Genomic DNA, 23,737 nt, shown 5'->3' with positions numbered 1-23,737 from the left:
GATACCCTATAAACAAAATCAGCCTCTATATATAGAAGCTGATAGAGGCTGACTTAATTGACGCTTCAGATTATCCCAATAGAGATAGTGCAACTTGAGGTAACTGATTTGCTTGCGCAAGCATTGCAGAGCCTGTTTGTTGAAGTACCTGGTTTTTAGTCATAACGGATGTCTCTTTAGCAAAATCGGCGTCAACGATACGGCTCTTAGCATCTGCAACGTTTGCTTGAGTGTTAGCACTGTTAGCAATGTTATGACTTAAACGGTTTTGAACAGCACCTAAGTCAGCACGTTGAGTATCAATTTTATTAATCGCAGCATCAATTCTACCTAATGCAGAGTTACGCCCTGCTGAGGTGGCTACTGTTATAGCATTAACAGATAATGACGCAGCATTATTAGTCTTGACGGTAACTTTAACATCTTCGCCTTCTTGGTGACCTACCTGGAAAATTTTCCCACCGGAAAAACCACCCGTCATTAATTTAGTATTACCAAATGCGGTACTATTACCAATAGCGGTAATTTCTGTAGCAAGCTGATCCATCTCTGCTTTTAGTGCCGTTAAATCCGCTGTGCTGTTTGCACCGTTTTCAGATTGTATTGCCAAGTCACGCATACGTTGCAGCATGTTAGTTTGTTCTTGCATCGCGCCTTCAGCAATTTGAGCAATCGAAATCGCATCATTCGCATTACGCATGCCAACATCTAACCCACGTACTTGTGAGTTCAAGCGGTTAGAAATAGCCAAACCAGCAGCATCATCCTTAGCACTGTTAATTCTTAATCCACTTGAAAGACGTTCCATTGACGTATTTAACTGTCCAGTGGAGATGGTTAAGTTCTTCTGCGCTTTCATAGAAGTAACGTTGGTATTAACTGTAATAGCCATAAATAATTCCTCATTCCTAGTTTTGTTGCCAAGACTGTGGAGCTTGGCTAAATTTTACAATTTAACGTGATTGCTTTTTTGTTATATATAATCAAACAATGAAAGCGAACCCACTTTACTAAACACACTCGATACAGCATTAAGTGCAAGTTGTTGTTTTTCAAACTCTGTTATCGCTTCTGCATAATCTAAATCTTCCAGAATTGATAACGCACTACTATTAATAATTTTCTCGTCTGAATGATTTGTTGAAATGCTCTCCAAACCCTTCAAATTATTACCAGCTATACCTCGTGCTGTACTGACTTGATTTTGACCACTATCTATACCATTCAATAGTTGTGCCAACTGTGACAACCCTTGCGCACTATTTGTTGAGTTTGGGCTTTCTAATAACGCTAATGCCTTATTAAATGTATCAAATACGCTTACTGTCTCTACCGGTTCAATGGTAAAAGAGTCCCCTGCAACTGGCGTTCCATCCAATTTAACGTCAATGCCATTAAAAGATACTGGGGTTGTTGAGTTGAAATTGGTTACAGTTGCAACGGTTACACCGCCGGAATCTAATACCTGAAGATCGACATTGGAACCATTCGGTGTAAAATTAAAAGTATAAGTATCAGCTACATGAGATGCTTGATTGGTTATTTTTGCACTTGAAACAGTAAAGTCACCTTGTTGTGATGACAAATAATTGGCGCCGTAGTCGCCAAGTGGATTAACAGCATTCATAAATGCCGTATCTCCTGGTATATTTGTCGCCATAACGATTCCAGATGCCACCACACTTCTTCTGACACCAGAGTCACCGCTGTAAACAATTTCACCATTAGCGTCAAAAGAAAAAGGTTTAGAGTTTGTTTTATTGCCCGCAAACAAGTAATTACCTGATTCATCCTTACTATTAGCAATAGAAAGTAACTCATCTAAACTTGATCTCATTTCATCGGCAACCATTTGCCGCTCGACTGAACTAAGACTGCCGTTAGCGCCTCGTAGTACTTGTTCGCGCATAGATGAAATTAATGTTTCTGCACTGCCAATTTTGCTTTCGCTAATGGATAAGTGATTTGTCGCATAGTCAATATTTTTGGCGTATTGATCGACTAAGGCATTTTTTTGCTTTAGGTTATCAATCACTATTGCTGCAACAGGATCTTCTCCCGCGGTATTCACTTTTTTTCCGCTAGAAAGTTGTTCCATAATTTTGTTTGTCGCAGTTTGCTTTTGTAAAATACTGCTGGTGTTTTGATTAAACATTTGTCCGGTAGAAATTCTCATGATTTATCCCCTAACGAACCGAGCTTAATAAAGTATCGAAAATGGTTTGTGCTGTTGTCATAATTCTGGCGGATGCTTGATAGGCTTGTTGAAAACGCATTAAATTTGCAGCTTCTTCGTCAAGGTTGACACCTGATTCACTTTGCACTCGGTTATAAGCTTGCTGAAAAATAGCATCAGCTGAACCCGCTCTCACTTCAGCAGCTTTGGTTTTACTGCCAATATCTAATTTAGTGTTTTCAAACACACCGACGAGCGTGGTTGTTCCACCGTTCATTAATTTGGCGTCAGCCATTTCTGCCATGGCAACCGCGTTGCTGTTATCACCTTCTGCAAACGATAAATCGAAAGTAAAACTGTCAGTGACGCCTGCTGTAGAGGTGTCATCAATTTCGATGCTAAAACCAAAACCTGTATTTATTTGTGGAGGTGTAAAAGCGCTTGGCCCGGCTAAAGAAGTGCCTGATGCATCAAACACTTCAAAAGTATTAGGATTAATGGTGCTATCAACAATGACAGTAAGCTCACTGCCGGTAAGCGGAAACCCTGCTGTAGTACGGCTAACAGCACTAACCTTCACTTCCATTTCACCTGAGTTTGTTGTACTAGCTATAATCTTAGGTGCCGCGGCGGCAATACCTTTAGGGTCAGTCATTATCATGGTTAACCCAGCAGCTGCACCCGAGGTTGGACGAATTTCAAACTTGTCGCCATCATTCATTGCACCAGTGCTGATATTGATGGTAAAGCCGTCACCACCGACTAACTCTCCAGGTGGATTTAATGTCAATGGGCTAACTTTACCTGTTTGGGTATCAGTTAATTTATAAGTCGCCGGCGCGGTGAAAGATAAGTCATAGCCACCACCACTTAACTTGCCAACATCATCAACATTGACGCTAATTTTTGCATTACCTGTATTAGTAGAGAACTCACCAACCCTTCCAGATGACATTAATGGATCATTAATGTCGCGAAATAGGTTTTTGCCAACATTGCCATTTAAGTCGAACCCTTTTGACTGCATTTCATTAAATGCATCAGCAATACCTAAAGCCAGCTGGCCTAGCTCTTGGCTGGCAGGCACTAAGGTTTCTGAACGAAAATCAAATAAAGCACCTAACTGTCCACCTAACTTAGAGGGATTAATAATCAGTGACTGATTGCCTGTGCTTGCGGTGATACGAGGCTCATTTGGATAAGGGTCGCCAGTCGTTACGCCAACTGACATCGACACTTCGCCCGATACCAACATCACAGACCCGCCTAACATAATAGACTTAGCACCGGTGTCTAATGGAATGACGTTCACCTGAGCATACTGGCTAAGCTCTTGAATTAGTGCATCTTGTTTATCTAACAATTGACTGTCATCACCACTAGACTTCATTAGTTCTAAGTTGAGGTTGCCCAACTCTTTACTAATTTCGTTAATGCGCACCGTCATTGACTCAATCTGGCTATTGGTTTGTTTAGTTTGATTATCTAAATGCGATTGCATTTGATTCATCGTTTTGGCCAATTGTTCGGCTGAACTTAATGCACTGCTGCGGATCCCTATGTCTGTAGGTAAATCAGCTACGCTATTAATACTGCCAAAAAAATTATTGAGTCCTGCAGGTACCATATTGCCGATTTGTGAATAAAGTTGATCCAATTCACTCATCTTTGAATAAGTCGCCTCAGCACCACTTAAGCTAGTTTGACCAATGCGTAACTCACGGGCAGCGAATTCGTTGTACACTCTTTTAACATCAGTGACATAAGTGCCTGTACCATAAAAGCTATTGCCTAATCGTTGAGACTCTGTACTTGCTTGGTTCGCCACCTGACGGTGATAGCCTTGGGTATTAGCGTTGGCAATATTATTACTGGTAACCGCCAATTGTGATTGCGATGCCTGTACACCTGTACGAGCAATATTCAGTAGATCGATAGCCATTATTTAGTCTCCACAGGTATTACGGACTTAAGTCCTTCAGTTACAGACTGCATTACGCTGATCACTTTTTTGGCATAGTGTGGATCGGTGGCATAACCCGCTTTTTGCAAAGCATGAATAAATTGACGCGGCTCACTGGCCACTTTGCGCGCATCTTGATAGCGATCGTTTTGAGAAATAAACGACACAAAATCATTGAAACTTTGCTCTAAGCTTTCATACATTCGAAAATCAGCACGTTGTTGAACAGGAATACCTTTTTCAAACTCAAGTGTATTCACTGTGGTTTTATCACCTTGCCAACGTTTATCGGCTTTAATATTGAATAGGTTGTTGCTCATACTGCCATCTTGTTTACGAATAACTTTTTGACCCCAACCCGTTTCAAGTGCCGATTGAGCGATTAACACTTCTGGTGTTGTGCCTAATTGCTTAGCCGCTTTTTCGGCATGGGGATACAACACTGATATGAAGTGTTGTGGATCATTAAATTTATTGATTACCTCAGTTATTGAAGGTGTAGATGCTGTGTTAAGGATTGGTTTACTTATACGCTTTGAACTTACTACAGACTTTTCTTCCGCAGTAGATGCGACCGCTGTAGGCAATACTTTGCCGTTAAGATGATCTGTGCCACTTGGCGATACCTTTCCGGCTAAGATTGAATCCATGGTTTGTTTATCTGAAATTGACGACACAGGTGTTGCCATTAAAATGTCGCTTTTACCTGCTAAAGTCTGCGAACTGCCTAGATTATTGTTCGCAGTCCAAGACGGAGATAAAGAAGAGGTGTTGAGCTCATTTGCGCCATTCACAACCATAGCTGGAATGATATTCCCATCAATATTGCCACGCAATACTGATGCAGGTGTCATCGGGCTATCCTCAGGAGAAAGCTGCTGGACCATTAGCTCTGCTAGGCCCAGCATGCCTTTGTTTGATAAATCCATCGACATTTGTTGGTCACGCATTTGCTCATAAAAAGCTGTGGCGTCACTATTAAAAGGGCTATCTGACTTAAATGCTTCGTTGGCATCTCGCATGCTTTTCATCAGCATTTGAATAAAAATACCTTCGAACTGTTTAGCCACTTCTTTAAGCGCGCCCTTCTCGTCTTTCTGGGCTTGAGCACGAAGTGAATCCAGTCCCCCTAGATCCAGAAAGTGCGAAGAATTTGACAGCTTTTCCATAGTAGTCCCGTAACAGAAGTCGGTCTTATTTAAATAATCACTTTAAAAAAGTGCCAATATTTAAATGATGATAAGTTCACCATGCAAAGCGCCTGCCACCTTTAATGCTTCAAGAATAGCCAGAACGTCTGAAGGAGCTGCGCCGACTAAATTCACTGCGCGCACTAATTCATCTAAGGTGGTTCCGGGGTTAAACATAAACATACGTCTATCATCTTGTTGTACGTCAATAGTCGTGTTGGTGGTAACAACGGTTTCTCCCCCAGCCAAAGCATTAGGTTGAGACACTTGTGTTGCTTCAGCTATAGTGACTGTGAGTCCACCATGGGTAACCGCTGCGGGTAGCAATTGCACATTTTGGCCCACAACTATGGTGCCGGTTCTAGAATTCACTATCACTTTGGCTGACTCGTCAGCTGGTTCAACCTCTACATTTTCTAAGGTCGCTAAAAATGACACCCGTTGTGAGGCATCTCTTGGGGCACTGACTTGAATTGAACTGGCATCTAAAGCTCTCGCCATGCCTGGCCCTAATAAATCATTGATGGCATCTGCGGTTCTCTTAGCGGTAGAAAAATCAGCCCGGCGTAGGTTAAAGGTTAAGTGATCACCACTTGCAAACGGTGATAACACACTGCGTTCAACAATTGCACCGCTCGGAATACGTCCAACCGTTGGGGTATTTTGAATAACCTGTGAACCATCGAGACCATCGGCACTAAAGCCACTTACCACTAAACTACCCTGTGCAATGGCATACACATTGCCATCAACTCCTTTCATAAAGGTTTGAATCAAGGTTCCGCCACGTAAACTTTTGGCTTCACCTATACTTGATACGGTGACATCCAATGTTTGACCCGGTTTAATAAAGGCGGGCATGTCAGCATGAACCGCCACAACAGCAATATTTTTCACTTTAGGTCTAACTGAAGCAGGTAAATTAATACCAAAATTTTTTAACATAGTTTTAAAGGTTTGTTCGGTGTACTGGGTTTTCTCGCCAGTACCAGGCAGACCAACAACAAGTCCGTAGCCGATGAGTTGGTTGCTCCGAACACCTTGCACATTGGCAATATCTTTAAGACGCTGTGCTTCCGTGGGTGTGGTAATGACCATACATGCAGTGAAAAGCATGGCTACAATAGGTTTAATGTTCATGTTATACCCCTTAAAAAGGCCACCACTCACCCATAAAAAACGAGCTTAACCAGCCTACTTTTTGGGTGTCGGCAAAGGTGCCGGTTCCGCTATATTGGATACGAGCATTAGCTACTCGTGTTGATTCGACTGTGTTATCTGGTGTGATATCTTGGCTGCGCACAATACCCGTCACGCGAATAAATTCATCGCCATTATTGATAGAGATCCATTTCTCGCCTCGAATAACCAGGTTACCGTTACTCAGTACTTGCATTACATTGGCAGAAATACTGCCATCTAAACTGTTCGATTGATCAGCATCAGCTTCACGTTTGGTATTCATGCTGTCTGAATAGCGTAAATCTAACGGCACCCCTTTAATAGAGACATTACCGCCACCCGCATAAAGTGGTTCAACACTCAGGCCGGTATTCTTCTTCATTTCATTGTTGGCACTTTTGGTCGCCTGGGTAGACTCTTTCAATACAACGGTAATGATGTCACCTACTTTGTGGGCACGAAGATCCGAGTACAAACTTGAAGCTTGTGAATCTAAAAATATAGATCCCGTCGCCACCACTTGAGTCGAAGGTTCTTCTGGATAAACAGGCGCATAAAATGGATCATCAGGGATCGGCTTTTTCTGAGTAGAACTGCAACCGACTAACAGCATGGCTGTTGTAGCTATAACAAGAAGTTTACTCATCACTGCCCCCTAAAGATTCTGATTAACATAAGACAGCATTTGATCTACCGCTGAAATAACCTTCGAGTTCATTTCATAGATCCGCTGACTTTGAATTAAGTTAACCAATTCTTCTGTCACATTAACATTCGATGTTTCTAACGCACCTTGACGAATTGCCCCTAAACCATTTTGTGAAGCAGTACCTTGAATAGGTGTGCCACTGGCACCGGTTTCGGTATAAAGGTTCTGACCCAGTGGATCAAGTCCAGACGGGTTGATAAAGTCTGTCATGGTAAGCTGACCGATTGTCTGATTATCTGTTGCACCAGCCAATTTAACTGACACTTCACCCTCAGCAGAGACAGTAATACTCATAGCATCTTCAGGAATAGTAATTGGAGGTTGTAATACGTAGCCTGAACCTGGGGTAACAATTTGCCCGGTATCATCTAAGCTAAATTGACCATTACGGGTATAGGCTGCTGTGCCATCAGGCATTTGGACTTCAAAGAAACCTGGACCTTCAATCATTAAATCTAGTGAATTGTCGGTTGTGAGCATGTTGCCCTGGGTAAACACTTTTTGCGTAGCAACAACTTTGGTACCCGCACCTAGATTTAAACCATTAGGTAACTTGGTATTGTCGGCACTGATCCCACCGGCTTGGTTAATTGTTTGATAGAGCAAATCTTCAAATACCGCACGGCCTTTTTTGTAACCTATGGTGCTAGCATTCGCTACATTATTTGAAATAACCGCAATATCTGTTTGTTGGGCGTCTAAACCCGTTTTACTAATCCACAGAGCTGGATGCATAATAAATACTCCTAACCAATTCTTAGTAACGATGAAGATGAGCGATCTGCTTCTTCTGCATTTTTCATCATCTTCACTTGCATTTCGTACTGACGCTGAATATCTATCATCGCCACCATTTCATGTACAGGGTTAACATTACTGCCTTCAACAGCACCACTTTCAACTTGCACCATGGGATCTTTGGGTGCAGGCAAACCAGACATTAAGCGAAATAAGCCATCTTCACCGCGCATCATTTGATCATTGCCCGGATTAACAAATTTAATTCTGGCTACTTCCTCAATCACTTCAGCTGTCGCTCCCTGAGGGCGAATTGAAATGATGCCATCTTGTGAAATATGAACTTTATCGATTGGCAGTGGCAAAACAATAGGGCCTGCATCGCCCATAATTGGCGTATTACGACTATTAACCAGCAGTCCAGTACTATCGAACTTCAAATGTCCTGCACGGGTATAAGCTTCTGACCCATCAGCCGCTTGCACTGCAATCCAGCCATCACCTTTAATGGCAATGTCTAAGTCATTACCCGTCTCTTTGATAGGACCTGGAGAAAAATTAGACCCGGGGCTTTCAATCATTGAAAATACTCGCGTAGGCAAACCTTCGCCAAACGCCTGCATTGACCTTGCTTGGGTCATATCCGATTTGAAGCCATCGGTGTTGGCATTGGCTAAGTTGTTCGCACGAACGGCAAGAGCATTCATGCCTTGCTTTGCACCGCTCATTGCAACATACAAAAATTTGTCCATTTGCCGCTCCGTCAATAATGCTTTAAATAAAGATACTAACTAGACAAAGCAAAGGGCATGCCAACAATCACGGTCAATATAAGTAACTGATTTAATTAGGTGGGGATACGATTTAAAACATAGTATTGTGAATGAAGTGTCAAAAAAACACCGATAAGAGAAAGTGAAAAAAAATAATGGAAATAAAAGGCAAGGTGTTGCCGCTATGGGCAACACCTTATTAAAACTAATATTATAAAAACCAATGAAACGAGAGCTGTCAGGAAGCGTATTATCTGATCTGCAATATCGTTTGGTTCAAGGTATTGTTAACTTCAAGCGTACGGGAATTGGCTTGGAAGTTACGTTGGGCAGAGATTAAATCAACTAATTCTGTAGTTAAGTCGACATTCGATTGTTCAAGTGATGAGGAACGAATACTGCCGAAAGTACCGCTATTTGCTTCGCCCGCTAACGCAGGGCCAGAATCTAAACTCGCCTTCCAGGCAGTATTCCCTACCTGAGTTAAACCTTGCTCATTTGCAAAGCGAACTAAAGCGACTCGCGATAAAGGCACAGTAGAACCATTACTATAGCTTGCTGTGACTAAACCATCAGCACCTATACCTACGTTAGTTAATCGACCTACTGTTGTACCATCTTGAGTTAACTCAGTGACTTCAAATGGTGAGGCATATTGTGTCGGATTATTAAAATCAATCGTAACAGTCTGTGAGCCATCAGCTCCTGGCCCTAATACATTGGCACCAGTAACACCCAGTGGCAGAGTTTTTAGCACTGTAGGATTGCTACCAGTATAAGTACCAGAGTCATTAAACTTTATGACAGATCCTCTCCAACCACCTGCAGTTTGTGCATCACGAGGTGCACCATCAACTAAACCATCACCCGTAGTATCAACACTATATTGGCCAGCTGCACCGTCTAAACTTACTGGTTTACCATCAATGGCATAAAATGCAACCCAGTTACTTTCACCTGTGTAGGAACCGTTTTCAGGCTTAATAAAGTAGCTGGTCATGATATGCGATTCACCCAGAGAGTCATAGATAGTCACTGAAGTAGAATTATTAAATGTATCTGCATTGTCAGGATCAAATGCAGCAGGGTCTAAAGGTGACTCACCGACATTTAGATTCATCTGTAGGCCGACTTTACTAGACATAATAGGACTTCCTGCTGTATCTGGTACTTTAATTGCCTGAGTAGTGGTTAAACTCACAGAAGTCGAGTTACCGTCCTTGTCCACAGGGAAGCCCTGTAAAAAGTTGCCTGCTGAGTCAACCATATAATTATTTGAATCAACCTTAAAAGCGCCTGCTCGGGTAAATGATTGGTCACGTGTGCCAATCCCTGATGAGGTCACAAAAAAACCCCCACCACTTATCGCCATATCCAAAGAGTTACTGGTAAGTTGCAAACTACCTTGGTGAAACTGTTGTGCTACTTGAGTTGTAGCAACACCGCCACCGACTGCAGTTTTGCTGTTAGAAAAAATTGAGTTAGCATACACATCGGCAAACTCCGCACGAGACTCCTTAAAGCCTATGGTATTTACGTTTGCAATGTTATTGGCTGTGGTATTTAGATCTTTCTGAGCGGCTGCAATACCACTTAATGCGATGTTAAAAGACATATTTCACCTCGAGTAATCAGGTTTTCTTTAATGACAATTTCTTGTCACAAGCGTTATTAAATTTATGATTCGGACACCGCAAGTACATCGGTCAATTTAATGCCACCAATGCCACGAAGATTAAGAATCGCCCCAGTTGCTGCAGTACCTAGTGAAACGCTCGTCACATGTGCATAAGTAGAAACGGCTAAGTCTTGAGATTGTCCATCGACTTTACCGCTAGCTTTAATGACGTAAGCACCTTCAACCACAGGTTTACCATTTTTATCTAGACCGTCCCATGTCACATCGACGTTTCCGCCTGCACTGCCATCAATATCAAAGGTCTTAATTAACTGACCTGATTCATCTTCAATACGAATGCTTATTTTATCTATAGCTGCAGGTGTGCTTACCACACCTTTAAGTTCAGGGCTTGCCGGCGAAATAGATCCAGTGTCTGATGGGATCAACACTTTGCGCCCAACTAAACTAGAAGCTTGTAATGCCTGGCTTGAACTCATGACACCATTCAAATTGAGAATTTCTTTATTTAAATTTGAAATACCATCAACTGTTGAGAATGAAGCCATTTGAGCAATCATTTGATCATTATCAACTGGCTTAAACGGATCTTGCATCGAAAGTTGCTGACTAAGCAGTGCAAAAAAATCTTCCTGCTTAAGCATTTGATCTTTCGCTGCAGGAGTTTCAGGCGCATCAGGTAAACGAATACCATCTAGAAATGGATTACCTGTTGTCGTACTCGCCGTGTTCGATTGGACGGTATTTTTACTGACCGTACCGGTATTAGACAATGCAGATGCCTGTTGTGGCAAAGATTGGCTACTATATGGATTAACGAGGCTCATCATTTACCTCCTACAATAATCATGTTATTTACCCATTCTAAGTGTTTGTTGCAGCATTGTTTTAGCTGCATCTGCGACTTGAACATTCATTTGATAAGAGCGAGAAGCTGAAATCATATCAGCCATTTCTTCCATTACATTTACATTAGGCTTATAAATGAAACCGTCACCATCGGCCATAGGGTGATCTGGTGAATATTCTTTAACCAATGGCTTATCACTTTCAACAATGCCACTGACATTAACGCGATGAGAACCTGATTGCTGATGACTAGCTTTAGACATTTCAGCTTCAAATACAGGATGCCTAGCACGATAAGTTTGATCAATACTACTGGAAACAGAGTCAGCATTAGCAATGTTACTTGCGGTGGTATTTAAGCGGACAGACTGTGCTGTCATACCTGAACCGGCGACATTGAATATATTAAATAAGCTCATGATTAATCACCTCGTAATGCTTTACGCATACCTGAAAACTTACTTTCTAGGAATCCCAATGACATTTGGTATTCAATAGAGTTTTGCATAAAGGCTGATTGTTCTTGTTGCATATCAACCGTATTACCATCGCCAGTATCAGGTTGGTTAGGGACTCGGAATTTGACATGTTGCTGACTGAGAGCAGTTAAATCAAAATGCTTTTCATTAGTGGCACTCATCGTTAAACCTTTCTGACGAGAACTAGCAGCTTGCATTGCTGAGGCAAAATCGACATCGCGTGCCTTATACCCTGGGGTATTCGCATTCGCTATGTTACTTGATAGCACTTCAGCGCGCTGTGCCCTGACACCAAGGGAGTATTGATGTACCCCAAGTGCATTATCAAAATTAATCGCCATAAAATTGCCTCCATCAGCTAACTGATAGATATGAAGCAAAGGTTATGCCAATTATTTAATCAATGGGAGGATATATAGAAAGGAAAGCATGTGAAAAAAGTAACACATGCTTTTCAATAGGTTAAACTAGGTTTTCTTTTGGTAATATATACCAGGGTTACAGCGGACCATGTCAAATTCTTCTGTTAATCCGGAAATAGATTCTGATGCCCCAAGAAATAAAATACCTTTTGGGTTTAAAGCGGCAGCAAATTGCCGCAAAATTTTAGCCTTTGCCTCAGGCGCAAAATAAATCAATACATTACGACAAAAAATAATGTCGTATTTTCCTAAAAGCGTATAACTTTCAAGTAAATTATGCGCTCTAAAATTCACTAACCGCTTAACATTATCTTTGACTTTCATATTGCCATTAGGCAAAGCATCAAAAAACTGACGTTTACGTTCTTCTGATAATCCACGCGCCAATGCCAAGCCATCATATTCAGCATTTTTACAACGTTCAAGCATCGAAGGTGACAAATCAGTCGCTTGAATAGTCACACCACCAGGCAGTGCACCCGGCTTGCGTTGTTGATACTCTAAAGCGGTCATTGCTAATGAGTAAGGCTCTTGCCCTGAAGAACAAGCCGCAGACCAAATACGCAATGAACGACCTAACTTAGAATATTCAGGTAATAAAGTATTATGTAATAAATCAAATGGATAGCGGTCACGAAACCACAATGTTTCATTGGTTGTCATCGCGTCAATCACTTCCGCACGTAATTGACGTTCGGTGGGCTTCATTGAATGCTTAACCACTTCAGAGAGCGAGGGTAAACTGTATTTTCCCATCAATGGTGCTAAACGGCTTCGTACTAGGTATTGTTTATTTTCACCTAAAACGATGCCGCTGTGTTGTTCTAAAAACAATCTAAATTGATTATATTCTGCTTCTGCGAGTGATTTATCTGTCACATTCACATCCTAATATAATGAGTAATATTTGCCCTATCATTAGAGCTTTTACGCATAACTAACATTCATGAATTTTCATGCTGCCTACTGCGTTCAATAGACAGAAAAGATTACAAACTTAAATGTTTGTTTACCGCTGCGGCTAATTCATCAGGATTAAACTTAGCAATAAAGTCATTTGCGCCAACTTTTTGTACCATTGCCTGATTAAATACGCCACTTAAAGAAGTGTGTAACACAACCTTAATATTTTTTAACTTAGGGTCATCTCTAATTTCAGCTGTAAGGGTATATCCATCCATTTCAGGCATTTCAATATCGGAAATAATCAACGGGATCTCTAACGATACATCATCCATCTCTTTAGCTATAGCCTTGAGTTTGTTCAGTGCTTCTCTACCATCTTTGGCGGTATCAATTTGTAAATTTAAAGACTCAAGAGAACGAATAATTTGCTTACGTGCTACAGCAGAATCATCTATCACCATGACATGATAATGTTGTTCTCTGTCTATGGTTAATGTCTTATCAACTTCTTCACTGATTGCCGTTTTAACAGGAGAAATTTCATCAAGAATTTTTTCCACGTCTAAAATTTCAACCAACTCACCTTCAATTTCAGTAACAGCAGTCAAGTAAGAATAACGCCCAGCACCTTTTGGCGGAGGCATAATGGCAGCCCAATTCATGTTGATAATACGTTCGACAGAACTGACTAAGAAACCTTGAACACTGCGATTGTATTCAGAAATGATAATGAAGCAATTCTCAGTAGAAGTGAGTGGACGTCCACCTGTTGCAGCGCTTAAGTCAATGACTGAAATAGTGGCACCACGAATGTGTGCAACCCCTTTAACAAAAGGGCTCAGTTTAGGTAACTTAGTTAACGGAGGACATTGAAGCACTTCTTTCACTTTAAACACGTTAATGCCAAAGCGTTGACGGCCATTAAGCTTAAACAACAGTAACTCTAATCGGTTTTGGCCAACTAATTGAGTACGTTTGTTGACTGATTCCATGATACTCGACATAACACTGCCTTTTTTTATTAAAATATCCGAATAAATAGATACTAGCTTGTTTTACTTAAAAACATAAATCGAATCATGATTTGTCTTGCTTAGGAGGATTAAATTTGTCCTTCCTGCTGCTCATGATTCGACTATGCACTGGGTCAAGCCAATAACTTACTACCGGCATGATTATTGCTTTTAAATTATATTAATTGCATTAGCAGAATAAATAACGAGATAAGTCAATATATTGTCGCTACAGCTTAGCAAACTATGCCGTATTTGATATCAAATAAGCACATACACAAGCGGCATCAATATTTTCAAAAGACTCTAGATCAATTTATTCTTTTTATCTTTATAGAATTTAAGTATAGGTGCATTCTGGCTAAACAAGCTAGTATCTTCATTATGAAAATATATTTTTTGTTATTTTTTTATTTATTGTTCAATTCATTAGCTGCTTTTGCTGATGAAGAAGCTAGCATACCCTCTGTATCGACCATAAGTGAGATGGCTGAAGAGGCTGTTAGAAAAAAAATCCAATTAACACCTGATGCTAAGTTGATAATTACCCCTCAAAATTTAGAAGGTCGCTTAACGCCTCCGCGCTGTTATAAGCCATTAACAATCGAACTTGCAAGTGATCGGGACATAGCTAGGAATAATACGGTTAAAATAAGTTGCAACAGTCCTGACTATGATTATCCTTGGCAAATATTTTTATCGGTGAGAGTCGAAATCATGTATCCCGTTGTGGTCGCAAGTGAAATTATCTCGCCGGGCATATCACTATCAACACAACAACTGCACATAGAATATATTGATCAGTTCAGCCTTAGAGGTCAATTTTATTCTGACATCAAAGCCGTTTTAGGCAGTAAAACTAAAAGACGTATTAGTAAAGACGCGCCGATTTTAAATAGTCATTTATGCTTTGTGTGCAAAGGTGATGCTGTATCAATATACGCCAGGAGCGAAAACCTCCAAATTAAAACATTAGGTGAAGCGATGCATGACGGTAGTATCGGTGAATCGATTAGAGTTAGGAATGCAAATTCAAGCAGAGAAATAGAAGCTAGGGTAATTGGTGTTGGTGAAGTAGAAGTAAGAATGTAAAATAGATTAAAGTTTTTTTCTGCTAGGTCGATAGCCTATTTGGAAAACCAAAATTAACGCTGGAGCCACTCATGGCAATTGACATTAATAAACTTAAAGCTGCAACTTCGACACCAATGCAAACGGCACGAGATGCTAAAACGACAGGTAATACCGCTCAAGCAGCTCCCAAAGCTGCCACTGTTACAGTAAAGACCGACTCTGTTAGCATTACGCCTCAGGCGCAAGAGTTGCAAAGTGTGCAGTCAAAAATGGCTAGCCTACCTGAAATCGATCAAAAGAAAGTAGCCGAAATTAAACAGGCTATTTCGGAAGGCCGTTATAAAATTGACCCTGAAAAACTTGCTGCAAATATTGCAAGCTTTGAATCAGAGCTAAGCGGGCTTAAGTTCCAAGAAGAGTAGTAAAGCACTCAATATTGCTGTGTGCATGAATGTTTGCTGTAGTCTATTCTTCTGAGCTGAAATAAATCAGAATACCGGTGCCTAATGGCATCATAGACAAGTGTTTTTCAAGCAAAACAATTCGAGTAATAGCATGGCTGAACTATCTACACTGCTCTCCCACCAGCACGGCATATTGACGTCGCTGAAGTCACTTATATCTGCAGAAAAGCAAGCGCTGCAAGACCAAAATGCCGACAAGCTGTTGAAACTTGCCCAAGAAAAGCAGCAATGTTTAATAGCACTGCAAACTAATGACCAGTCGATGGCTAATCACCCTGAGCATGCAAGACTGACATCAGACCCCGAGCTTATTGAAAAAGTCACTTTATCGAAAAGTCTTCTTGCTGAATGCAAAGATATTAATCAGCAAAACTCTAGCTTAATAGAACTGAATATCGCTAGTTTAAATAGATTTTCTCAGGCACTGCAAGCCAGTCGAAATGCATCAAGTTTAACCTATAATGATAAGGGTAAAACCTCGACGATTTCGACTCTGGGTAATGATTTCAAAGCATAAACGTAAACTAGGTTTATGTGTAAAGCGTCACAGAACCAGCGTTTAATGAATTATCTATTGCCCTAACATATCTTGTTTTAAGCTTTTTTGAGCAGGCTTATCCCCTAACCAAATTTTAATAAGCGCTTGACGAAATAACTCACCAGGGATTTCCCCCTGTGGCTGATCATTTTTAAAACTTGCAACCCCTTTATCCCTTGTTAATACAAAAGTAAATTGGTCACCATCGTTAATTTCAGCGCTAAATAATGCCATAAACTGGTCTATTTCAGTTTGTAAGTGCACACTATTTCCATCAGTAGCTTCATCAAACCCATCTTTAATGGCATCGGTCATCTTATCTGATGTGATCATCCCTGAAGTGATACGTAAACGGATAACTGCAACTGGCTGTTCAATTACTTTTCCCAGCTCAGATTGAACAGATGTAAGGTATAAACTACCAATATACAAATCCATAAAAAACTTACTGCGAACCCCTGCACCATTAAGAACAAGAGGCTGCTGATTAACGACGATGGAATCGGGCACGTTTATGCCAGATATCATTTTAGCTTGCAGAATTGGACTAACGAATAAAGCGACGGCTAAACCTAAATAGGATAATAATTTCATACTAAATATTCTTGTAGGATAAATATTTGAATTAAACTGAGCACAACTTAGCTAAGCTAAAATTACGGAAATAAAGGGTAGTTAGCCGCGTGTGCCTAATTTATATTGTCCGTTTTGCTCAAACATAAGCGCTTGTTTTTGGGTAGGAGAAACCAATAAAGGGCCATCATCAAAAAACAGAAAACATTTCCAATTACGGACAAACACATCCCAGCGAGTTTCGATAACCTGGTACTTTTCATAACAAAAATAAACAGTTGTATCATCACTCCATTGAATATGCTCAATGATAGCTTCAGGTAGCACATTATCACTAGCATCCCAGGCCGCTTGCCAGTGTTCAGTCGCGCTCCATGCGTCCTGTTTCACTGGCCAATCACCTTTAGTGAATTGTTCTGCTCTGCTACTTTTATTACTTATCCATTTGTTCCAGACTTCCATTGCGCTTTTATCAGATAAAGGCTTAATCATCACTTTATCCGTTTCGCTAACTGGTAAATCTTTATGGTTAAAAATCCATTTACGTTTATAGTTCTCAAATGAAATATAAGTATGTCCCACACGACCCCACTATTGAAATGTATAATTTATTCGCCTGCCATTATACGGTTTGACTGACAACAAAGGAAATTATGGTTATCGATAACTAACTGTACAGCCTTGATTGTGTTTATTAACCACCAATCTGCTGCAGATAACGCATTGCAGCTTGATTTTTGACATCTAAGTTCAATACATTTTGAAAACATGATTTAGCGCTATCAATTTGGTTCATTTCAGCGAGAAAAATACCGAGTTTTAGCAATACAAGAATATCCTCAGGGTACTTATTTAAATAGTCGAGATAAATATTTAACGCTTCCTGCGGTTTATCACTCAATCTTAAAGCATGAGCATATTGTGGTAAGTATTCATCGCTATAGTGGATTATTTTTGCAAGGTATTCGGTTGCCAGCTCTAGCAGATTTAGTTTTAGAGAAAGCTTAATAATCTGTTTAAACTCAGCTTCATGACAAAGGTTTCTCGGTATTTTTAATATTATGTCTAACGCTACCTCAGTATTTTCCTCCAACATTAACTGATAACTTAGCGCTAAATGGTAAAGTCGAGAAACCTCTGAGTCTGTTGCTATAAAGGGGAAAGTGTATTCGACAATCTTAGAGATACCGAGCAGATGCTTATTATGCAATAGTATTTGCAGTTTTTTAAAAGCATTATCTATAAATGGTACGATAGACTCACCTGTATCATCTATAAACTCTTTGACGATAAATTGGTCATAAAACTTTTTTTGAGTCTTTTTAATCTGTTCCAGTTCGATTGTTGCTAAGTTTGCGTATTGCTGAGGCTGCTTGGCCTGCCAGAGAACAGATCTTCCCCATTGTTTATCGTTATTCCACTGTTTGCATAAAGCGGTGACATCACTTATTGATTGATATTCATTAATCCGAGAATCAACACGTTGTACAGCAGAGGCTATTAACGCTGATATTTCAGCAGAGATGGCTTTAAATGCTTGGTAGTAAATGCGAGTGTGGTTAACAACATCTTGCTGTGACCACTCTTCCTTTTTCTTTGTCGACAAAAAGTGCGAGAACTCATAATAACCATAAAATTTAATAAGATGGGCAAGTGAAATAAATTTTTTATTAATACTCTGCTCTATCTTATCGATTTTATCTGCCAACGCTGGAATAGCTTGAGGCTTTTTCTGACTTTTTTCTATTTTGTTATTAAGTACTAATGCTTCTGACACTAAGACGTTAAGTTGTAACAGTTTATTTTGAGTTGTAGTGAGAGCATCTAAGGTATCAATTAGGCACTTAAGTTTTTCTTGTGTAGATATCTGATAAGTTTCAGGCTTTAACATTTGCCGCTGTTTATCCGTTATTGGCTTAAGCTTAATATCGTGACAAGCTTGATATCGCACACCTTTTACTTTAGCAGCATCTTGAGATAAGTTAATGTAAGTGGTATTTTTTTGACATGCCACAGAAGCCTGTAATGACTCTATTGCATGCATTAACTGAATTGGGGTTTCGGCCATCTCACCAGAATAGGTTTCCACCCATTCAAGCATCACACCAATGTTAGGGCCTAAACTTGCACCATAGGTCCCCTGAGTGTGTGTTACGCCTTTTTGAGAATGACAAAAATCGACACCACACAGCAAAACTTGCTTAAAACCCATTTCAGTTGCAATTTCAATGGCACTGTTGGTTACGGTCGGACCAACTGATTTGATATTGTCTTCGCTGCTATCGTTGTTCCAGGGTAAACGCTGACCGGTATAGAGTGCTGCCCCCCTCCATTGACCCATTATTTGAGGTGCAACATGATAGGAATTAATCAGTAAAGCATCATGTTCTAGCTGCATAAACTCTTTATTGACATCAAAACTGTGAGATTGCGGATCTACTGATACCACAATATCAGCTTTGATATTAACTTTAGTTAGCTTGCCAACAACTCTAGAAGCAGCTATGACGACTAAATTGTCTGCGTTGTCTCTAATCCAATTAATAGAATTATCTAAAGATGGCCCTCCGCCCAGTACAATACAGCTTTTACCGACAAACTTTTTCTTTAAAATTTTAGCTGGGATAAGATTTTCGGCTAAGTTATCCAGCTGAGCCCTTACAAAGACTTTCTGATTAAACCCAATGCTTTGTTCGAAATACTCATGATCAAGTGCGGTTTCAACCTGAGCGTTAAGTTCGCAGTACGACTCCAGATAATTCCCAGCTACGGCTATTGCACGATGGATTTTAAATTTTTGCTTCACAATATAAATATTGTTTTCACGCTCTTTGATGAGGGCAGAAAAACGCACTGATGAAGTAACACACAAGTCGTCCTGCAGAGCTTGGGGGATATCTATTGTCAGCAGAGCCAAAACTTCAGGCAATTCAACGAAAATATATTTACTCCCCTTAGCGAGTGGCCGTTCCATGATGTAATTAGCTAATAGGCCAGAGTCTAAACCTATGATGACATGTAATGTGTCAACTGCGCTAAAGGCGTCCTTAAACTTTTCGTCATACAAAGAAACTGAGTCAATTTTTTCGAAGGTATGTCGATTAACGCTGGGTAAATAACCTTCGTTAAATTGACTTATGGCAAATGTTTTGGCTATTTCTGATGGTGTATTAAGCATGGTGCCCTCAGCGATTAATTATCCACAGTTTCTGTCAATTAATTGTCATGTTAATCGACTAATCAATCCAATTTAAACAGTTTATCTAAAATTCCCTTTTTAAGTGCGATATTTATGCCACAAGGAGAGACAAAACTGAATTTATAGTCATTTTTTTAGAAATTGAACCAAATAACTAATTTTCATACCCCATAAGAAAAATAAGGTTAGACAATTAGAATTAAGTTACTAAGATTACAAATGTTTATATAAGTTTAATTGCTAAAATTGCACTATAGATATGAATAGATTAATGAGTAACTGTTTTAATTAAACCCATTATGGTGCAGAAATTGCTTCAACGGTATGTTGGGTTAACAAGAAAAAGTTGTCTTTTGCCAGCTTAATATCGACATAAAAAGAAAGCTGGGCAACGAAGACAACAATTTGGAGAGTACATGTTTGATAATAAATCGATTCTAATAACAGGTGGTACGGGCTCATTTGGTCAGAAATATACTAAGACAATTTTAGAGCGATACAAGCCTAAGAGGTTGATTATTTTATCGCGCGATGAACTCAAACAGTATGAGATGCAGCAGGTCTATAATGCCCCCTGTATGCGATACTTTCTTGGCGACGTCCGTGATGGCGATCGCATGATGCAGGCCTTTAAGGATGTGGATTATGTCATTCATGCCGCGGCGATCAAGCATGTACCTGCAGCTGAATATAACCCGATGGAATGCATTAAAACCAATATTCATGGCGCCGAAAATGTCATTAAAGCGGCTATTGCTAACAAGGTGAAGCGAGTCATTGCGCTTTCTACCGATAAAGCTGCTAATCCGATAAACCTTTACGGTGCGACCAAGTTAGTTTCCGATAAATTGTTTGTCGCCGGTAATAATATTGTTGGTGAAGGCGAAACACGATTTTCAGCGGTTAGATACGGTAATGTGGTTGGCTCGCGCGGTTCGGTTGTGCCCTTTTTTCAGCAATTAATCCGAAATGGCGCAACATCACTACCGATAACTCACCCAGATATGACACGTTTTTGGATCACCCTACAAGATGGGGTTGATTTTGTACTAAAGAATTTCCAGCGTATGCAAGGCGGAGAAATCTTCGTACCTAAAATACCATCGGTGCATATTACTGATTTAGCTGAAGCTTACGGCCCAGGTCTTAAGCATGATATTGTTGGTATTCGCCCAGGTGAGAAAATGCATGAAATTATGTGCCCTGCTGATGATTCACATCACACCATCGAATTTGATGATCACTTCGTGATAACGCCAAGTATTTCCTTCTTCGACCGTGAGCATGATTACTCAATTAATCAACTCGGCGAAAATGGCTCCCTGGTTAAACCGGGGTTTGAATATCACTCTGGTAATAACCACCATTTTTTATCTACCGCTGAAATAAAAAACTTGGATGAGGAGAGTGTTTAATGATCCCCTACGGACGACAAGATATAAATGCAGCAGATATCGAAGCTGTCATTAGCGTCTTAAATAGTGATTATTTAACCCAAGGCCCTCAAGCACCTCTATTTGAAGCTAATATTTGTCGCGAAACTCAGGCCAATTTTGCCGTGGCCGGAAATAGCGCAACATCGATGCTGCACGCAGCCTGTCTAGCATTAGGGGTTGGTAAGGGAGATATTGTTTGGACGAGCCCTATCACTTTTGTCGCCTCGGCCAATTGTGCGCTCTATTGCGGCGCGGACGTCGATTTTGTTGATGTGGATCCCTCAACAGCCAATATGTGCCCCGTTGCATTAGAGAAAAAACTTCTTGAGGCCGCTAGGTTAGGAATATTACCCAAGGTTATTATTCCTGTGCACATGGCTGGCCATAGTTGTGATATGCAGGCCGTATCTAAGCTAGTAAAGCCTTATGGTATAAAAATCATTGAAGATGCCGCGCATGCTATTGGTGGACACTATGCTGATATGCCTATTGGTAGTTGTCAATTTAGTGATATTACCGTTTTCAGTTTTCATCCCGTTAAAATCATCACCACAGCCGAAGGAGGCGTTGCGACCACAAATTGTCTGCAACTTTCTCAAGCAATGCAATCGTACCGCAGTCATGGCATAACTAAATCCGCAGATGAGATGCTAAGACCTGATGAAGGTGATTGGTACTATGAGCAACATAATCTTGGGTTTAATTATCGGATGACAGATTTACAAGCAGGATTAGGTAATAGTCAAATTACACGCTTGAGTGAGTTTGTTGATAAACGTAATCAATTGGCTAAACGTTATGAGTTACTACTTAACAAGTTAGATATTAAATTTATTCAACCTCTTAATCACTGTCACAGCGCCTATCATCTGTTTATTGTGCGCTTGCCTGCAAATATCGACCGTAAGTCTGTCTTCAACCTAATGCGCTTAGCTGGGATTTGCGTTCACGTACATTATTTCCCTGTTTATCTTCAACCTTTTTATCTACAAAAAGGCTTCTTGCCTGGTCATTGCCCTGGAGCGGAAGCTTATTATAGTCACTGTTTAACGTTGCCTCTTTACACAGAGTTAACAGAAAGTGAACAGGATTTTATTGTCAGTAATCTTACTGACATTTTAAGCCTTATCAAATAGCCATTATTTCACTTACCCAGAAGTAACGGCAAGTGAGCAGAATTTTATTGTTGCCACGTTCATTCAAAATCTGAATAAGGATCGATGATTTGAGCGTGCCAATTTTGAGACAGTTTTGTCATTCTTTCTCTAGTCGGCGCATAAATTGGCACAATATAGACAGTATTAGCCACCAGTTCTAATCCAGTGCTAGATAAAATCTCTTGTCCCGCAAAGGTGTGACCTGCAAGCTCATAATCATAAAGCATTATTTGTTGATTCTCTATTGCCTTGAGTATTGAAGGATACGATTGTATTAATAAATAAAAATCTCCACCGATACCCCATAACCCGACTTTTTCTTGCTGCGTTAGCTCCTGCTGGATCCGATTAAATAGAGCACTCAAGTAACTATTATATTGAGAAAAACGCTGTTCAACAGCAAGTTTAGCCGAGTGTTTTATAGCGCTATGGTGACTTATTTGTGCCGTGGTCACTTTTTTTAATAGCAACAATAATCTGGGAATATTACCTGTGGTTAGCTGCTGTTGATTGATAATTTTCAGACCCGCTTTTTCAGCAATCAACTTGAGAGAGTCTTTAGTGTAATAATGAATATGTTGGCCATGAACTATATTGGTCACTCCCAATTTATCTGTAAAAGCATCTGGACTGCAATCTGGCACTTCGATAAAAATAATACCGTCCTCAACTAAACATTCGCTCATTTGCGTTAAATAACGCACAGGTTCGACTATGTGCTCAAGAACATGTGTGCTGATTGCGATGTTGATTGGATATTTAGCAAAATGAGGCAGGATTGTATCCAGTTGATTTAAGTTAGCAGTAATATGTTCGACTGTATTCGATTGTATGTGGTCGTGAAAATCTACACTAGAAAGCTTGATTGAAAACTCTTTAAATTGACTATCAATATGCTTCAGCGTCGCACCACCACCCGCGCCAAAGTCAACAATATGCGCGCCCATTTTTATATAGGATGCGAAAAACGCTGACATCTCCTCATAGGGAGACTTCTCTCCTTCAGGAGTATCACACCACATATCAGGCTCTAACGTATTGGAAAAATAAAGTGCACCAAATATTGCGTCAGTATAAGGGATGGTTACTTGAACATGGCTGCAATGCTGGCACTGTCCAATGGGGAAACGGAGCACTTGTCTTTTGAGTGCTTTAGCCAGCTTATCCCAAATACCGGAAGTCAGTGTATCTATATTTTGCCATGCGGTGTGACCGCATACTTTACATGATGTTTGCGTCGCAACTATCGTGCTCATC

Annotated in this window: 23 protein-coding genes; 5 read left to right on the top strand and 18 right to left on the bottom strand. The window is 40.3% G+C overall.

The window, feature by feature from the left end:
* Nucleotides 1-70: 70 nt before the first annotated feature.
* From ACRWQN_RS07900 to ACRWQN_RS07835, 14 genes are all read right to left on the bottom strand, one after another.
* On the bottom strand, nucleotides 71-892 hold the full coding sequence (locus ACRWQN_RS07900) for a flagellin (protein WP_434940397.1): 822 nt from the start codon (nucleotides 890-892) through the stop codon (nucleotides 71-73).
* An 81-nt stretch (nucleotides 893-973) separates the two neighbouring features.
* Nucleotides 974-2,176 (bottom strand): flagellar hook-associated protein FlgL, encoded by a 1,203-nt coding sequence (flgL, locus tag ACRWQN_RS07895; RefSeq protein ID WP_434940396.1) that lies wholly within the window; start codon nucleotides 2,174-2,176, stop codon nucleotides 974-976.
* Between the two features lie 10 nt (nucleotides 2,177-2,186).
* On the bottom strand, nucleotides 2,187-4,118 hold the full coding sequence (gene flgK, locus ACRWQN_RS07890; protein ID WP_434940395.1) for a flagellar hook-associated protein FlgK: 1,932 nt from the start codon (nucleotides 4,116-4,118) through the stop codon (nucleotides 2,187-2,189).
* Nucleotides 4,118-5,308, bottom strand: coding sequence for a flagellar assembly peptidoglycan hydrolase FlgJ (gene flgJ, locus ACRWQN_RS07885; protein WP_434940394.1), 1,191 nt, complete (start codon nucleotides 5,306-5,308; stop codon nucleotides 4,118-4,120). The genes flgK and flgJ overlap by 1 nt, the downstream gene beginning before the upstream one ends.
* 60 nt (nucleotides 5,309-5,368) lie before the next feature.
* Entirely contained in the window at nucleotides 5,369-6,469 is a 1,101-nt protein-coding gene (locus tag ACRWQN_RS07880; RefSeq protein WP_434940393.1) for a flagellar basal body P-ring protein FlgI, read from the bottom strand.
* Nucleotides 6,470-6,479: 10 nt separating this feature from the next.
* A complete protein-coding gene (gene flgH, locus ACRWQN_RS07875) occupies nucleotides 6,480-7,157 on the bottom strand; it encodes a flagellar basal body L-ring protein FlgH (RefSeq protein ID WP_434940392.1) in 678 nt (225 codons plus the stop codon).
* 9 nt (nucleotides 7,158-7,166) lie between these two features.
* Nucleotides 7,167-7,955, bottom strand: coding sequence for a flagellar basal-body rod protein FlgG (flgG, locus tag ACRWQN_RS07870; protein WP_226410474.1), 789 nt, complete (start codon nucleotides 7,953-7,955; stop codon nucleotides 7,167-7,169).
* 11 nt (nucleotides 7,956-7,966) lie between these two features.
* Nucleotides 7,967-8,710: a flagellar basal-body rod protein FlgF gene (gene flgF, locus ACRWQN_RS07865; protein WP_434940391.1), complete on the bottom strand. Its 744-nt coding sequence runs from the start codon at nucleotides 8,708-8,710 to the stop codon at nucleotides 7,967-7,969.
* A gap of 271 nt (nucleotides 8,711-8,981) precedes the next feature.
* The gene (gene flgE / locus ACRWQN_RS07860; RefSeq protein WP_434940390.1) at nucleotides 8,982-10,346 is read right to left on the bottom strand and encodes a flagellar hook protein FlgE; all 1,365 of its coding nucleotides are present in this window, start codon (nucleotides 10,344-10,346) and stop codon (nucleotides 8,982-8,984) included.
* 62 nt (nucleotides 10,347-10,408) lie between these two features.
* The gene (gene flgD / locus ACRWQN_RS07855) at nucleotides 10,409-11,197 is read right to left on the bottom strand and encodes a flagellar hook assembly protein FlgD (protein ID WP_434940615.1); all 789 of its coding nucleotides are present in this window, start codon (nucleotides 11,195-11,197) and stop codon (nucleotides 10,409-10,411) included.
* A gap of 24 nt (nucleotides 11,198-11,221) precedes the next feature.
* The gene (gene flgC / locus ACRWQN_RS07850; protein ID WP_434928718.1) at nucleotides 11,222-11,638 is read right to left on the bottom strand and encodes a flagellar basal body rod protein FlgC; all 417 of its coding nucleotides are present in this window, start codon (nucleotides 11,636-11,638) and stop codon (nucleotides 11,222-11,224) included.
* Nucleotides 11,639-11,640: 2 nt separating this feature from the next.
* Nucleotides 11,641-12,039: a flagellar basal body rod protein FlgB gene (gene flgB, locus ACRWQN_RS07845; protein ID WP_434928717.1), complete on the bottom strand. Its 399-nt coding sequence runs from the start codon at nucleotides 12,037-12,039 to the stop codon at nucleotides 11,641-11,643.
* 126 nt (nucleotides 12,040-12,165) lie between these two features.
* Complete coding sequence (locus ACRWQN_RS07840) at nucleotides 12,166-13,005, bottom strand: CheR family methyltransferase (protein WP_434928716.1); 840 nt, start codon at nucleotides 13,003-13,005, stop codon at nucleotides 12,166-12,168.
* Nucleotides 13,006-13,109: 104 nt separating this feature from the next.
* Nucleotides 13,110-14,030 (bottom strand): chemotaxis protein CheV, encoded by a 921-nt coding sequence (locus ACRWQN_RS07835; RefSeq protein WP_434940389.1) that lies wholly within the window; start codon nucleotides 14,028-14,030, stop codon nucleotides 13,110-13,112.
* Between the two features lie 393 nt (nucleotides 14,031-14,423).
* On the opposite strand from ACRWQN_RS07835, the gene flgA reads away from it, so the two are divergent.
* The 3 genes from flgA to ACRWQN_RS07820 all read left to right on the top strand — a co-directional run bounded on the left by flgA (nucleotide 14,424) and on the right by ACRWQN_RS07820 (nucleotide 16,094).
* A complete protein-coding gene (flgA, locus tag ACRWQN_RS07830) occupies nucleotides 14,424-15,131 on the top strand; it encodes a flagellar basal body P-ring formation chaperone FlgA (RefSeq protein ID WP_434928714.1) in 708 nt (235 codons plus the stop codon).
* A 71-nt stretch (nucleotides 15,132-15,202) separates the two neighbouring features.
* A complete protein-coding gene (gene flgM / locus ACRWQN_RS07825; RefSeq protein WP_226410483.1) occupies nucleotides 15,203-15,535 on the top strand; it encodes a flagellar biosynthesis anti-sigma factor FlgM in 333 nt (110 codons plus the stop codon).
* Nucleotides 15,536-15,668: 133 nt separating this feature from the next.
* On the top strand, nucleotides 15,669-16,094 hold the full coding sequence (locus tag ACRWQN_RS07820; RefSeq protein ID WP_434928713.1) for a flagella synthesis protein FlgN: 426 nt from the start codon (nucleotides 15,669-15,671) through the stop codon (nucleotides 16,092-16,094).
* A 54-nt stretch (nucleotides 16,095-16,148) separates the two neighbouring features.
* Here the strand turns inward: ACRWQN_RS07820 and ACRWQN_RS07815 are convergent, their stop codons facing one another.
* From ACRWQN_RS07815 to ACRWQN_RS07805, 3 genes are all read right to left on the bottom strand, one after another.
* Nucleotides 16,149-16,709, bottom strand: coding sequence for a chalcone isomerase family protein (locus tag ACRWQN_RS07815; RefSeq protein ID WP_434940388.1), 561 nt, complete (start codon nucleotides 16,707-16,709; stop codon nucleotides 16,149-16,151).
* Nucleotides 16,710-16,790: 81 nt separating this feature from the next.
* Nucleotides 16,791-17,270 (bottom strand): DUF2947 domain-containing protein, encoded by a 480-nt coding sequence (locus ACRWQN_RS07810; RefSeq protein WP_434928711.1) that lies wholly within the window; start codon nucleotides 17,268-17,270, stop codon nucleotides 16,791-16,793.
* A 112-nt stretch (nucleotides 17,271-17,382) separates the two neighbouring features.
* Entirely contained in the window at nucleotides 17,383-19,866 is a 2,484-nt protein-coding gene (locus ACRWQN_RS07805; protein WP_434940387.1) for a 6-hydroxymethylpterin diphosphokinase MptE-like protein, read from the bottom strand.
* 437 nt (nucleotides 19,867-20,303) lie between these two features.
* On the opposite strand from ACRWQN_RS07805, the gene pseB reads away from it, so the two are divergent.
* Complete coding sequence (gene pseB / locus ACRWQN_RS07800; RefSeq protein ID WP_226410488.1) at nucleotides 20,304-21,302, top strand: UDP-N-acetylglucosamine 4,6-dehydratase (inverting); 999 nt, start codon at nucleotides 20,304-20,306, stop codon at nucleotides 21,300-21,302.
* A complete protein-coding gene (pseC, locus tag ACRWQN_RS07795) occupies nucleotides 21,302-22,459 on the top strand; it encodes a UDP-4-amino-4,6-dideoxy-N-acetyl-beta-L-altrosamine transaminase (protein WP_434940386.1) in 1,158 nt (385 codons plus the stop codon). Before pseB ends, pseC begins: the two co-directional genes overlap by 1 nt.
* Before the next feature lie 59 nt (nucleotides 22,460-22,518).
* Here pseC and ACRWQN_RS07790 read toward each other — a convergent pair whose 3' ends face one another.
* Entirely contained in the window at nucleotides 22,519-23,736 is a 1,218-nt protein-coding gene (locus tag ACRWQN_RS07790) for a class I SAM-dependent methyltransferase (RefSeq protein WP_434940385.1), read from the bottom strand.
* Between the last annotated feature and the right edge of the window lies 1 nt (nucleotide 23,737).

The sequence above is a fragment of the Shewanella sp. HL-SH8 genome (assembly GCF_051165765.1).
Classification (GTDB): Bacteria; Pseudomonadota; Gammaproteobacteria; order Enterobacterales; family Shewanellaceae; genus Shewanella; species Shewanella glacialimarina.
The sequence above is the reverse complement of the archived record's forward strand: the minus strand, read 5'-3'. Positions and strand labels throughout refer to the sequence as shown.

Excerpts from the sequence above, each read along its gene's own strand:
- ACRWQN_RS07900 (WP_434940397.1), bottom strand. The coding sequence starts at position 892 with ATGGCTATTACAGTTAATACCAACGTTACTTCTATGAAAGCGCAGAAG.
- flgL (WP_434940396.1), bottom strand. The coding sequence starts at position 2,176 with ATGAGAATTTCTACCGGACAAATGTTTAATCAAAACACCAGCAGTATT.
- flgK (WP_434940395.1), bottom strand. The coding sequence starts at position 4,118 with ATGGCTATCGATCTACTGAATATTGCTCGTACAGGTGTACAGGCATCG.
- flgJ (WP_434940394.1), bottom strand. The coding sequence starts at position 5,308 with ATGGAAAAGCTGTCAAATTCTTCGCACTTTCTGGATCTAGGGGGACTG.
- ACRWQN_RS07880 (WP_434940393.1), bottom strand. The coding sequence starts at position 6,469 with ATGAACATTAAACCTATTGTAGCCATGCTTTTCACTGCATGTATGGTC.
- flgH (WP_434940392.1), bottom strand. The coding sequence starts at position 7,157 with ATGAGTAAACTTCTTGTTATAGCTACAACAGCCATGCTGTTAGTCGGT.
- flgG (WP_226410474.1), bottom strand. The coding sequence starts at position 7,955 with ATGCATCCAGCTCTGTGGATTAGTAAAACGGGTTTAGACGCCCAACAA.
- flgF (WP_434940391.1), bottom strand. The coding sequence starts at position 8,710 with ATGGACAAATTTTTGTATGTTGCAATGAGCGGTGCAAAGCAAGGCATG.
- flgE (WP_434940390.1), bottom strand. The coding sequence starts at position 10,346 with ATGTCTTTTAACATCGCATTAAGTGGTATTGCAGCCGCTCAGAAAGAT.
- flgD (WP_434940615.1), bottom strand. The coding sequence starts at position 11,197 with ATGAGCCTCGTTAATCCATATAGTAGCCAATCTTTGCCACAACAGGCA.
- flgC (WP_434928718.1), bottom strand. The coding sequence starts at position 11,638 with ATGAGCTTATTTAATATATTCAATGTCGCCGGTTCAGGTATGACAGCA.
- flgB (WP_434928717.1), bottom strand. The coding sequence starts at position 12,039 with ATGGCGATTAATTTTGATAATGCACTTGGGGTACATCAATACTCCCTT.
- ACRWQN_RS07835 (WP_434940389.1), bottom strand. The coding sequence starts at position 14,030 with ATGTCGAGTATCATGGAATCAGTCAACAAACGTACTCAATTAGTTGGC.
- flgA (WP_434928714.1), top strand. The coding sequence starts at position 14,424 with ATGAAAATATATTTTTTGTTATTTTTTTATTTATTGTTCAATTCATTA.
- flgM (WP_226410483.1), top strand. The coding sequence starts at position 15,203 with ATGGCAATTGACATTAATAAACTTAAAGCTGCAACTTCGACACCAATG.
- ACRWQN_RS07820 (WP_434928713.1), top strand. The coding sequence starts at position 15,669 with ATGGCTGAACTATCTACACTGCTCTCCCACCAGCACGGCATATTGACG.
- ACRWQN_RS07815 (WP_434940388.1), bottom strand. The coding sequence starts at position 16,709 with ATGAAATTATTATCCTATTTAGGTTTAGCCGTCGCTTTATTCGTTAGT.
- ACRWQN_RS07805 (WP_434940387.1), bottom strand. The coding sequence starts at position 19,866 with ATGCTTAATACACCATCAGAAATAGCCAAAACATTTGCCATAAGTCAA.
- pseB (WP_226410488.1), top strand. The coding sequence starts at position 20,304 with ATGTTTGATAATAAATCGATTCTAATAACAGGTGGTACGGGCTCATTT.
- pseC (WP_434940386.1), top strand. The coding sequence starts at position 21,302 with ATGATCCCCTACGGACGACAAGATATAAATGCAGCAGATATCGAAGCT.
- ACRWQN_RS07790 (WP_434940385.1), bottom strand. The coding sequence starts at position 23,736 with ATGAGCACGATAGTTGCGACGCAAACATCATGTAAAGTATGCGGTCAC.